9 protein-coding genes are annotated in these 12654 nt (G+C 65.6%); 8 read left to right on the top strand and 1 reads right to left on the bottom strand.

Going from position 1 to position 12654, the window contains the following annotated elements; genetic code table 11:
• The first annotated feature begins 61 nt into the window (after window positions 1-61).
• Window positions 62-1351 (top strand): MFS transporter, encoded by a 1290-nt coding sequence (locus AC5RUO_RS00950; protein ID WP_494102528.1) that lies wholly within the window; start codon window positions 62-64, stop codon window positions 1349-1351.
• A 97-nt stretch (window positions 1352-1448) separates the two neighbouring features.
• Here the strand turns inward: AC5RUO_RS00950 and AC5RUO_RS00945 are convergent, their stop codons facing one another.
• Window positions 1449-2999 carry a glycoside hydrolase family 32 protein gene (locus AC5RUO_RS00945; RefSeq protein ID WP_494009656.1) on the bottom strand — a complete coding sequence of 517 codons (1551 nt, stop codon included), beginning with the start codon at window positions 2997-2999 and terminating at the stop codon, window positions 1449-1451.
• Window positions 3000-3401: 402 nt separating this feature from the next.
• On the opposite strand from AC5RUO_RS00945, the gene AC5RUO_RS00940 reads away from it, so the two are divergent.
• The 7 genes from AC5RUO_RS00940 (at window position 3402) to AC5RUO_RS00910 (ending at window position 12620) form a co-directional block, all read left to right on the top strand.
• Entirely contained in the window at window positions 3402-4838 is a 1437-nt protein-coding gene (locus AC5RUO_RS00940) for a glycoside hydrolase (protein WP_494102527.1), read from the top strand.
• A 37-nt stretch (window positions 4839-4875) separates the two neighbouring features.
• Window positions 4876-6210 (top strand): ABC transporter substrate-binding protein, encoded by a 1335-nt coding sequence (locus tag AC5RUO_RS00935; RefSeq protein ID WP_494009658.1) that lies wholly within the window; start codon window positions 4876-4878, stop codon window positions 6208-6210.
• Window positions 6211-6273: 63 nt separating this feature from the next.
• Window positions 6274-7155 (top strand): carbohydrate ABC transporter permease, encoded by an 882-nt coding sequence (locus tag AC5RUO_RS00930; RefSeq protein ID WP_494009907.1) that lies wholly within the window; start codon window positions 6274-6276, stop codon window positions 7153-7155.
• The gene (locus tag AC5RUO_RS00925) at window positions 7152-8054 is read left to right on the top strand and encodes a carbohydrate ABC transporter permease (RefSeq protein ID WP_494009659.1); all 903 of its coding nucleotides are present in this window, start codon (window positions 7152-7154) and stop codon (window positions 8052-8054) included. The genes AC5RUO_RS00930 and AC5RUO_RS00925 overlap by 4 nt, the downstream gene beginning before the upstream one ends.
• Before the next feature lie 38 nt (window positions 8055-8092).
• Entirely contained in the window at window positions 8093-9172 is a 1080-nt protein-coding gene (locus AC5RUO_RS00920) for a LacI family DNA-binding transcriptional regulator (RefSeq protein ID WP_494009660.1), read from the top strand.
• A 169-nt stretch (window positions 9173-9341) separates the two neighbouring features.
• Window positions 9342-11636: a catalase/peroxidase HPI gene (katG, locus tag AC5RUO_RS00915; protein WP_494009661.1), complete on the top strand. Its 2295-nt coding sequence runs from the start codon at window positions 9342-9344 to the stop codon at window positions 11634-11636.
• Between the two features lie 183 nt (window positions 11637-11819).
• Complete coding sequence (locus AC5RUO_RS00910; RefSeq protein WP_494009662.1) at window positions 11820-12620, top strand: hydroxypyruvate isomerase family protein; 801 nt, start codon at window positions 11820-11822, stop codon at window positions 12618-12620.
• Window positions 12621-12654: the final 34 nt, after the last annotated feature.

Here is a 12654-nt window from a genome sequence, read left to right as displayed (position 1 = left end):
CCACCGCCGGCAGCAGCGCCGCGCCGGTAACCCCATTCGCACCGACCACCAGGAAGTCATCATGTCCATTGCAGTAACAAGGCAGCAGACTGGACGCGTGTCCACCGCGAAGACAATCGTCGGAACCGGCATCGGCAACGCCGTCGAGTGGTACGACTGGGCCATCTACGCCACGTTCACGCCCTTCATCGCCAGCCAGCTCTTCAGCAAGGCGGACCCCGCTTCCGCGGTACTGTCCACGCTGGCGATCTTCGCCGTCGGCTTCGTGGCCCGGCCCTTCGGCGGCTTCGTTTTCGGCTGGATCGGCGACAGGGTGGGCCGCAAGGCATCCATGACGCTCGCCGTCGGACTGGCCTCCCTGGGCAGCCTGATGATCGGCATCGCGCCCACGTTCGCGGCCGTGGGCGCCTGGGCATCGCTGATGCTGCTGGTGGCCCGGCTCATCCAGGGACTCGCGCACGGCGGCGAACTGCCGTCGTCGCAAACCTATCTTTCGGAGATGGCACCCAAGGAGCACCGCGGATTTTGGGCCACCCTGATCTACACCTCCGGAACGGTTGGCATCCTTTTCGGCACCCTCCTGGGCGCGGTCCTGAACATGACGTTGACTACCGATGCGATGAACGCCTGGGGCTGGCGGATCCCGTTCCTGCTGGGTGCCGCGATGGGCCTCTACGCCCTGGTCATGCGGGCCCGGCTGCACGAGACCGAGGCCTTCGAGGGTGAACCCACGGCTTTGAAGCGGGCGCCAATCTGGCCGCAGATCGTCCGGCACCGGAAGCAGGCCCTGCAGGTGATCGGGCTGACGGTGGGCCTGACGGTGATCTACTACATCTGGGGCGTGGTGGCGCCGAGCTACGCCACCACCGCACTCAAGATCGACCGCGGCGAAGCGCTCTGGGCCGGTGTTGTTGCGAACATCGTGTTCATTGCCGCGCTGCCGGTGTGGGGCAAGCTGTCCGACCGGATTGGGCGCAAGAAAGTGCTGTGGTCCGGTGCCATCGGTTCCGCCGTGATGCACTTCCCCATGACCTGGCTGCTGAAGGATTCCGCCTGGCAGCTGGCCGTGGGCATGTCCGTGATGCTGGTCTTCATCGCCGCGAGCGCCGCCATTGTGCCGGCCGTCTACGCCGAGCTGTTTCCGACGTCCATCCGCACCGTAGGCGTCGGAGTTCCGTACTCCATCTGCGTGGCCGCGTTCGGCGGGACCGCACCATACCTGCAGCAGTGGCTGGGCTCGTCGCTGGGCGCACCGCAGGTGTTCAACATCTACGCGGTGCTGCTCCTGGTCATCAGCGCGGCGTTCGTCTTCACCATCCCGGAGACGAAGGGTAAGGACCTGACGCACTAGCCGCTCCAGGCTCCTCCAGCTGGGTCCGCCGGGCCCCGGTGCATGGCGCACCGGGGCCCAGCGGCGTGTCCGGGACTGCCCAGGCTTCCGGGGCTGCTCAGCCGAAGTTCCTGATGGTGATGCCGGAGAAGGTTGCCGGGCCACCGTCGGTGTAGAACGAGATCCCGGTGTCACCTGCCGCGAAGTGCACCTGCTGGGACAGTACCGTGTGCCCGGCGTTCACGAACACCTCCACGCTCTGTTTGTCCACGAAGATGCGCAGGTGGACCGAGCGGGCGGCCGCGTCGATCGGTGCCGCTGCACGTGTGAACGGCACGAGTGAAAAGCCCGCCAGGTCCGACGGCCCGCGGTCGACATAGAGCTCCGCCCCGTACTTGCCAATGTTGGTGTGGCGTCTGCCGTCCGCGGACCGGCCCACCGAGACGCCCACGTTGGCGGCGGCGGCCCAGGAGATATCGAGTTCCAGTTCGTACGCCTGGCCGCTCCACGGCAGGACAGCGCTGCCGTCGAGAGTGCGGTCCGGAAGCACGGTAGTGGAGCTGGCATGGCTGGCGAGCGCCGGGACGGGACTGCTGAGCAGGCTGTACCAGCCCGCGGCCTGGCGGGCAAGGCGCAACTCCCGCACAACCGATTTCTGGCCGTTGTACCCGTCGCTGGCGTCCGTGGGAACGTCACGGGCGGCGTACTTCCAGTTGTTCATCCAGCCGATCGCGTACCGCCGCGTGTCGGGCGCCTCCACTGCCGGCCAGGTCACGGCGCCGTACCAGTCCCAGCCCCAGTCGAGCCACTGCGGATCCAGGTTGTCTGCGAGGAACTGCCCGCCATCCCAGGTTCCCGTCCAGTAGGCGTAGGTCATGGGCAGGCCGATGCTGTAGGCATCCATGCTGGCGCCCAACACCCAATGCCGCGTGCCGTCGTCGGCCGTCATCTCGAAAAGGTCCGGGCATTCAATCCCGCCGAGGGCACGGTTGGGGTAGTCGAAGTTGCGTTTCAGCTGCCAGTCGCGCAGGTTCTGCGAGGTATAAAACGCGGCGTACCGGGCCCGCCCGATCACGCACACCCATTCGCTGCGCGCCGCATCCCAATGGATCTTCGGATCCCGGAACCACTCCGCGTTCTCGATCTCGGCCTGCGTGGTGGCGGCCCGGCCGTCCGTATTCACGATCACGGGGTCGGGCAGCGCCCTAAAGGTGTAGCCGCCGTCGGTGGACCAGTAGAGGTATTGCTCCTGGTACTTGCGGATCCCGCCCGTGGGCTGCGTGGCGAGGACGACGACGGCGCCTGCCCCGAAACCGGCAGTGTTTGCCGTGTCCACCACCGCCGATCCCGACCAGACAGGAAAGTCCGGCTGCAGCGGGATGGCAACCCCGTGATGGTCGAAAACCACGCAGTCCGTGGTGGTGGCGTGGTCCCACCCTCCCGGGCCATTGTTCTGGGCCGAATGCAGGTAGTAGAGGTGGTACGCGCCGTTGGCGAACACCGGACGTTGCGGGTCGCACAGCCAGCCCGCCGGCGGCGTCATGTGGTACACGGCGCGTAAAGACTCCTCGGCCTTGGCGGCTGCCGGGATGGCGTTGCTCATGAACAGAGCCAGCGCTCCTGCGCCTGTGCCCTGCAGGACGTTACGCCGGGACAGATGGGGCGTCATGGTGGTTCCTCTCGAAGGTGGGCTGCATCAGGGCGTGCGACAGCCACTGGCGCACGCGGCGATAACGACGGCGGCGCAGCAGTTCGCAGGCACAGGCGCCTGCGTGGAGCGGGTTGCGTCGCGGCCCGGATGAAGGGACGGCCCGCCGGCGCTAGGTGGCGCCGGACAGGCCTTGGAACGGTAACTGCTGTAGGGGTGGAACCATCATTGGTTCGGCGGCTAACCTCGTCGTCGGAAAATCGCTTGGCCCCAAAACTAGGGATGCAAACAGTGTTTGGTCAAGCGTTTTATCGTCGCGCATCCAACTCCGAAAAAACTTTCGCTAAAACGCTTGATCAAACCCGAGGCGATCATCTACCTTGAGGTGATCAAACGCTTTAGCAGAACGGAACATCAACGCTGATGAGTTATCCAGTCTTCTTCCAGCCCGCCGACGGATGGGTGGGGGACCTGATCCCTTTCCAGAAGGACGGGGAGTTCTGGCTCTTCTATCTTCACGAGGTCCGCTCCGACCCCAAGCCGGGAACATCGTGGAACCTGGTCACCACAAAAGACCTCATTCAGTTCCAGGACCAGGGGGTGTCACTGCCCCACGGAACAGAAAACGATCCTGACTTCAACGCGTATACGGGCAGCGTGGTGGTTGACGAGTCAGGCGTCCACCACCTCTTCTACACCGGACAGAACCCGAAGAACCTTGGCGGGGACGGGCTGCCGCTGCAGCTGGTCATGCACGCCACCAGCACCGATGGAATGCGCACCTGGGTGAAGCACCCCGAGCTGACGTTCGGCGCACCTGCCGGCTACGAGTCCGGGGACTGGCGGGACCCTTTCGTGTTCCACGACCCGTCCTCGGGCCAGTGGCGCATGCTCCTGGCCGCCCGGCACGCCGAAGGACCCGAACGCCGCCGCGGGGTCATCGCCCAGTGCGTGTCCAGCGACCTGGTGAGCTGGCAGTATGCGGAACCCTTCTGGGACCCCCGCCGGTACATCACCCACGAGTGCCCGGACGTCTTTGCCTGGGGCGACTGGTGGTACATGGTCTACTCCGAGTTCTCCGAAAATTTCACCACCCGGTACCGCATGGCCAGGAGCCCTAACGGCCCGTGGCTGGTTCCGGACCAGGACAGCATCGACGGGCGCGCGTTCTACGCATCCAAGACCGCCGAGCGGGACGGGCGGCGGTTCTTCTTTGGCTGGATCGCCAGCAAGGAAGGAAATTCCGACGGCGGCCCCTGGCAGTGGGCGGGCACCATGTCCGTCCTGGAGGCCCGGCAGAACCCTGACGGAACCCTGGCGTTCGGCTTTGCCGACGAACTGGTGGACAGCTTCTGGGACGAAGCTGCCGTGACCTTCGACGGCGGCCTGCCCGCCAGGCTGGACGTTCCGGACGGCTACGCCGCCATTGTCTCCGGGGAGGATCTGCCCTCCCAGTTCTACGCGAAGGCAGTCCTGGAGATCGGCCCGGGCACCACAGAGTGCGGATTGCTGCTGCGGTCCAGCGCCGACGGCGACAGCTCCTACATCCTCCGGCTCGAACCCAAGCGCGGGCGCCTGGTCTTCGACCGGTGGCCGCGGGCCGTCACAGGTGGTGCCCAATGGCATGTCTCCGGGGACGTGCCGTTCGAGATCGAACTCGAACGCCCGTGCAGCCTTCCCCCCGGGGAGCACACGCTGGAAGTCATTGTCGACGGCGACCTGTGCGTCGCCGTCGTGGACAGGCAGGTGGCCCTCAGCACCAGGATCTACGACCTGCCGGCGGGCCGGATCGGCGCCTTCGCCGGCGAAGGATCCGCCACCCTCACACGCCTCGAAGTACGCAAGCGCACCGACAACTGAATACCCCTCCTCCGTTCACACCAAGGGAAAGACCGCAATGAAGAATCTTATTCGCGCCGCCGCCGTCGCAGCCGCCACCGCACTGGCACTGACAGCCTGTGGAGGCGGAAGTTCCACCGATCCCTCCAACGTCAGCCCCACCGGTGAAATCAAGCCCCGGGAAATCTCCTGGCTGCTCTCGCGGCCCGCTGACGGGGCCGTCATCAACATCATGAAGAAGCTCGCCGACGACTATGCCAAGGACCACCCCGGCTTCGAGCTGAACCTGATCACCACCCCGGACCGGCCCTCCTACATCCAGAAGCTCGAAACCCTGGCCGCGGCCAACAAACTCCCCGAGCTCTTTGACACGGACGCCACACCCTTCGCCCAGCAGCTGGCCAAGCAGGGCAAGATGGTGGACGCCGAGAAGCTGCTGAAGACCCTGGACGTTTACGACGATTACCGTCCCGGCGCCCTGGACTACCAGCGCTTCGACGACGGCTCCCTGTACATGATCCCGTTCCAGTTCGAACTGGAATTCATCTGGTACAACAAGGCACTGCTGGAGAAGGCAGGCGTTTCCGTGCCGAAGTCGCTGGACGATATCCCCGCCATGTGCACGGCCCTGCGCAACGCCGGCATCACCCCGATCGCCATCGACGGCCAGGACCAGTGGCCGCTGGAACGCTATATCGCGTATCAGCCGTTCCGCGAGGCCGGACCTGACTTTGTCCAGAAGCTGAAGAAGGGTGAAGCGAAGTTTGCCGACCCCGCAGGACAGAAGACGGTCAACTGGCTGGCCGACCTGGGCAAGGCGGAATGCTTCCAGGAGGGCTTCTCCGCCCAAGGCTACTCGGACGCGCAGAACCAGTTCACCTCCGGCCAGGCGGCGATGTACAACATCGGCACCTGGGAGCTTCCCAGCCTGGCCACGGACAAACTCAACCCCGCGGTCCGGGATGACATCGACTTCTTCACCCTGCCCACCACGGCCGGCTCCGTGACGGCGGCCAATGAGTACGTTTCGCCCTCCGGCATCGGCATGGCCGTGAACGCGAAAACCTACGATCCCCTGGTGAGCGACTTCCTGAAGTTCGCTTTGGAAAAGTACCCGGCCGAATACGCCGCAACCGGCGCACTCTCGCCCACCACCGACGTCGAAACCGCCGTCCCGGCCAACGCAACGCCGCTGTACCGGAAGGCACTGGACCAGGCGAAGGACCTCGGTTCCAAGCAGGCCATGCCCTGGGACACGCAGCTGGACCCCACCACCAACGGCCGGCTGCAGCAGGAGCTTGTCCTGCTGGTCCAGGGCAACATCACGCCTGAGCAGTTCACCAGCACGATGGATAACACCATCGCGCAGAACGCCCCCAAGTTCTTCAAGTAAGCAACCACTGCGGCGGGGGACTCCGGTCCCCCGCCCGAAAGGCCCGCCATGCAATCCAACCGGATGCTTCCCAACCGGTCCAGGACGTCGGTCCTGGTCTTCCTGCTCCCGCCCCTGCTGCTGTACGGCGCAGCAGTCCTCTTCCCCATCCTCCAGTCCCTGTTCCTGAGCTTCTTCTCCTGGAACGGCATCAGCGACATGGAATTCGTGGGACTGGACAACTACGTCCGGATGTTTGTTGCCGACGACATCTTCTGGCGCGCGTTCCTGAACGCCCTCATCTACCTGGCCATCTGCCTGGTCCTGCAGCTCGGGGGCGCCCTGGTGGTCGCCAGCCTGCTCACCTCGCTCCGCCGCGGCCGGGAACTGGTGAAGACGCTCTACCTGCTGCCGGCCGTGATCTCCACCGTGGCCATCGCCTTCCTGTTCGTGCGGATCTACTCCATCGACCCCGTGGGCCTGCTCAACCAGCTGCTGCACTGGATTGGCCTCGGCAGCCTGGAGCGGCCCTGGCTCTCGGACGTCACCACGGTCCTGGCGGCGGTGTCCGCGCCGGAAGGCTGGCGCTTCACCGGCCTGTACATGCTCATCATCTACGCGGCCCTGCTCGCCGTGCCAAAGGAGCTTGAAGAAGCGGCTGTCCTGGACGGGGCATCGCGGTGGACGCTGTTCACCAAGATCCGCTTCCCCTACATCCGCCCGGTCTGGATCACCACCACCATCATGGCCACCACCTACGGCCTGCGTGGCTTCGACATCCCCTACCTGATGACCAACGGCGGGCCGGGGCAGTCGTCCGAACTGCTCACCACTTACATGTACAAGACGGCGTTCACCAGCACCGACTTCGGCTATGCCAGCACCATCTCGGTGTTCATCGTCATCGAGTGCCTCGTTGCCGTCGGCCTCATCCTGTTCCTGCTCAAGCGGAAGGCAGACTCATGATCACCCAGGCAGCCCCAGCCAGCCCGCCCGCCGTGGTGCCGCCGCCTCCGGCAGCCCGGCGCCGCCGTCGCAGGCCGGACCTGTTCCGGACGCTGTCACGCGTCCTGATCATGCTTATTGTGATCGTCCAGGTGTACCCGCTGGCCTGGCTGTTCCTCACCAGCCTCCGCACGGAGCAGGACTTTGCCAGCGGGGATCCGTTCGCCCTGCCCAGCTCCCTGACCTGGGAGAACTACGCGCGGGCATTCGAAACGGGTGACCTGGGCCGGAACATCATGAACAGCTTCATCGTCACCATGGGCGCCAACATCCTGATCGTCCTGCTGGGCATGATGGCCGCGTACGCCATCCAGGTGCTCGGGTTCCGGCTCAGCAAGCTGGTCCGCGGGCTGTTCCTGATCGGCATCATCGTCCCTGTCCAGATCGCCCTGGTGCCCCTGTTCATCGACTACTCGGCGGTGAACCTGCTGGACACCTACCAGTCGATGATCATTCCGCTGGCTGGGTTCTCGCTGCCCATGTCCATCTACCTGTTCTGCTCGTTCTACGAATACATCCCGAAAGAAACGTACGAGGCAGCATCCCTGGACGGCGCCGGACCCTACCGGATCTTCGGCCTGATCACCCTGCCGCTGTCGCTGAACACCGTGGTCACCGTGGTCCTGGTCAACAGCATCTTCATCTGGAACGACTTCATCTTCGCCAACACGTTCGTGCTGTCCGAGGACCTGAAGACCATTCCGCTGGGCCTGCAGAACTACATCGGCGCCATGGGCAAGGTGGACTGGACGGCCACGTTTGCCGCCGTGTGCGTGACCATCACCCCGCTCCTGCTGGTGTTCCTGGTGCTCAACAAGGCCATGATCCAAGGACTCGAGAGCGGGGCGACCAAGGGATGACCGCCGCAGCAGCCGGATATACTCCTGACGGAGGGCAGATGAATTCAAGGGAGAACAAGCCGGGAGAAGCCGCGCCTGCGGCCAGTTCCCGGCACCGGCCCGAACGCGCCCACCCTGTCACGCTCCGCGACGTCGCCGAGGCGGCGGGGGTCTCCACTGCCACGGTGTCGCTGGTGGTCAACAAGAAAAAAGACGCCCGCATCGCCGAAGAAACCCGCCAGCGCGTCAAGGATGCCATCCGCGCGCTGGGCTACCGGCCCAACGCGATGGCCAAGACCCTGGTCAGCGGCACCTCCCGCTTCATCGGACTGGTGGCCGACGGCGTTGCCACCACTCCCTTCGCCGGCCAGATCATCCACGGCGCCCAGGACGAGGCATGGAAACACGGCTACGCCCTCCTGATTGCGAACACCGAGGGCAACCGGGAGCTTGAACAGGACGCGATCAGCATGATGCTCGAGTACAAAGTGCGCGGCATCCTCTATTCCACCTGGTTCCACCGCGAAACTGACATTCCGGCCTCGCTGCGGGAAGCGGACTTTGTCCTGGTGAACTGCTTCGCCACCGAGCCGGGGGCACGGGCCGTGGTGCCGGACGAGGTGCAGGGCGGAAAGTCGGCCACCGAGATCCTGCTGCGGCACGGGCACCGCCGCATTGCCTTCATCAACGCCACCATTCCCGCCCCTGCCAAGGACGGACGGCTCCTGGGGTACAGGCAGGCGCTCGAGGAAGCCGGCATTGCCTTCGACCCCGGCCTGGTCATGGAAGCCTATCCGGACCAGGAAGGCGGCTACGGCGCAACCGGTGCACTGCTCAAGCGCGGCGCCACCGCCGTCTACTGCTACAACGACCGGATGGCCATGGGCCTCTACGACGGGCTGCGTGAGCACGGTTTGTCCATCCCGGAGGACATCGCCGTGGTCGGCTTCGACAACCAGGAAGTCATCGCCGCCCACCTGCGGCCGCCGCTCTCCACCGTGGCATTGCCCCACTACGAGCTGGGCGCCGCAGGGGTGCGCATATTGCTCGGGCTGGAGGAGACAGCCGGAGCGGAGGCGGCGAGAATCCACTGCCCCACGGTGGAACGGACATCGGTCCAAGTCACAGCCTCCGCATAAGCCGGTCACGCTGACTGATGCCTGGGGGCGTGGTGCTCCGGATGGCGGCAGGCCGCCGTCGTCATACTTCCTGCTTGGGGGTTCAGCGCGCTGGCTCATCATGGTCAAATGGGAGGGTTGTACGGCCGCCCGAGTCCGACCACGGCCTCGGCCACATGGAAGGAAACACATGACCGATCACCAGGACCACCCCCCGATCCCCACCCCGGGAAGTGCCCAGGGCCTGGACCGCAAGGTTGAGGGCGGGTGCCCGGTCGCACATGACAGCGTGACCTCGCACGGCAGTGAGAGCGAGAATCCGGCGATCGACTCGCCGCAGCCCAAAGGACACCGTCCCCGCACCGTCGCGGACTGGTGGCCGAACCAGCTCGATCTCTCCGTGCTCCACGCCCACAACCCGGCGGGCAACCCGCTCGGCCCCTCGTTCAGCTACCGCGAAGAATTCCAGAAGCTGGACGTCGAGGCGCTCAAGCAGGACATCACCCAGGTCCTGACCACGTCCCAGGACTGGTGGCCTGCAGACTTCGGCCACTACGGCGGCCTCATGATCCGGCTCAGCTGGCACGCCGCCGGCACCTACCGCGTCCACGACGGCCGCGGCGGCGCGGGCGACGGCAGCCAGCGGTTCGCCCCGCTGAACAGCTGGCCGGACAACGCCAACCTGGACAAGGCCCGGCGCCTGCTGTGGCCGGTCAAGCAGAAGTACGGCCAGAAGCTCTCGTGGGCCGACCTGCTGGTGCTGGCGGGCAACGTGGCCCTCGAATCGATGGGCTTCAAGACGTTCGGCTTCGCCTTCGGCCGCGAGGACGTGTGGGAGCCCGAGGAGATCTTCTGGGGTCCCGAAGACACGTGGCTCGGCGACGAACGCTACATCGGCGAAGGCCAGATGGCGGAAGAAGTGGGCTCCACCGAGATGGGCCTCATCTACGTGAACCCCGAGGGGCCCATGGGTAACCCGGACCCCAAACTTGCCGCCGCGTTCATCCGTGAAACCTTCAAGCGGATGGCGATGAACGACGAAGAGACCTTCGCGCTGATTGCGGGCGGCCACACGTTCGGCAAGACGCACGGTGCCGGTGACGCCGACGCCCATGTCGGTCCCGAGCCGGAGGGCGCAGAAATCGAGACGCAAGGCCTGGGCTGGCTGAGCACGTACGGCAGCGGCAAGGGGGCTGACACGATCACCTCCGGCCTGGAAGTCACGTGGACCGACCGGCCCACCGAATGGAGCAACCGCTTCCTCGAGATCCTGTTCGAATACGAGTGGGAGCTGGTCAAGAGCCCCGCCGGCGCCCACCAGTGGGTTGCCAAGGATGCTCCGGAGATCATCCCGGACGCTTACGACCCGGAAAAGAAGCACCGGCCCACGATGCTCACCACCGACCTGTCCCTGCGCTTCGACCCGATCTATGCCGAAATCGGGCAGCGGTTCCTGAAGAACCCGGATGAGTTCCAGCTCGCCTTCGCCAAGGCCTGGTACAAACTGCTGCACCGCGACATGGGTCCGGTGGGCCCGCACATGCTCGGGCCATGGGTTCCCGAGGCCCAGCTGTGGCAGGATCCGGTTCCCGCCGTGGACCACGAGCTGATCGGCCAGCAGGACATCGACTCGCTCAAGGCGCAGCTCCTGGACTCGGGGCTGTCCGTCGCGCAGCTGGTCCGCACTGCCTGGGCGTCGGCATCCACCTACCGCAAGACGGACAGGCGCGGCGGGGCCAACGGCGCACGGATCCGGCTGGAGCCCCAGCGCGGCTGGGAGGTGAACGAGCCCGACCAGCTCGCCACTGCCCTGCAGGCGATCGAGAGGGTCCAGCAGCAGTTCAACTCCGGCCAGGCCGGGGGCAAGAAGGTCTCGCTGGCTGACCTGGTCGTCCTCGGCGGGTGCGCTGCGGTGGAGAAGGCCGCCAGCGACGCCGGGTTCCCCGTCACGGTGCCGTTCCACCCCGGCCGCACGGACGCCTCCCAGGACCAGACCGACGTCGACTCCTTCCAGTACCTGCAGCCGCGGGCTGACGGATTCCGCAACTACGTCCGGCCCGGTGAGAAGCTCCAGCCGGAGACCCTCCTGCTGGACAAGGCGTACCTGCTGGGCCTCTCCGCACCGGAGATGACGGCGCTCGTGGGCGGCATGCGCGCCCTCGGCGCCAACCTCGGCGATTCCCTGCATGGCGTGCTTACCACCCGGCCGCAGGTCCTGACGAACGACTTCTTCGTCAACCTGCTCTCCCCCGGCACCAAGTGGAAGGCGTCGGAGGCGGAGGAGAACGTCTACGAGATCAGCGACGTCACCACCGGCGAAGTGAAGTGGACCGCTACGCCGGTCGATCTGGTGTTCGGCTCCAACTCGCAGCTGCGGGCACTGTCCGAGGTGTACGCGAGCGAGGACGGCAAGGAGAAGTTCGTCAACGACTTCGTGGCCGCATGGACAAAGGTCATGGACGCTGACCGCTTCGACCTGCGGTAAAGGATCACCTCACGGGCCGGCTGCTTTGCAGCCGGCCCTTTCTCTTGCCCTGCCCCTTGACGCGCATCACCCTCCTTCCCTACACTTTTCATAAAGCAGAATCTAAATTCCACGAAGCGGAAACGGTAGGAATACCGAGACGCAAGGGAAGATGGATCAAAGCCCTCCCCGGAAGGACCTACGATGACGTACACAGTGAACTGCTCCATCCTGCTGACGGAGCTGCCCCTGCTCGAGCGGCCGGCCGCAGCCAAGGCAGCAGGCTTCGACGCTGTCGAGTTCTGGTGGCCGTTCGAATCCTCCGTTCCGGCGGATTCCGAGATCACCAGGTTCGAGAACGCCATCAAGGACGCCGGGGTGCAGCTCACCGGCCTGAACTTCAACGCGGGCAACATGCCCGGCGGCGACCGCGGCCTGGTCTCCTGGACGGGCCGCGAGTCCGAGTTCAAGGACAACATCGACGTCGTGGCCGGCATCGGCGAGCGCCTGGGCTGCAAGGCCTTCAACGCCCTCTACGGCAACCGGCAGGAAGACGCCACCGCCGAAGAGCAGGACGAGCTGGCCGCCAGGAACCTGGCCGCAGCAGCCGAAGGCGTGGCCCGCATCGGCGGCACGGTCCTCCTCGAACCCGTCAGCGGCGCACCGAAGTACCCGCTGCTCACCGCTGAGGACGCACTCCGGGTCATCGCCCGCGTCAAGGCAGAATCCGGTGCCACCAACATCAAGTTCCTCGCCGACTTCTACCACCTCGCAGTCAACGGCGACGACGTCGAATCCGTCATCGAAAACCACGCCAAGGAGTTCGGCCACATCCAGATCGCCGACAACCCCGGCCGCGGTGCACCAGGCACCGGAACCCTCCCGCTGGGCGAATGGATTGCCCGCAGCCGCGAACTCGGCTACGAAGGCTACATCGGCCTCGAGTACAAGGAACCGCAGGAAACCGCCTTCAGCTGGGCCATCCGCCAGCGCACCACGGCCTAATCCCCACCCGCCCCCCAACCTCGCAAGCTTGGCC

The organism is Arthrobacter sp. Y3221087 (genome assembly GCF_059089905.1).
This window is presented reverse-complemented; position numbering and strand designations above follow the sequence as displayed.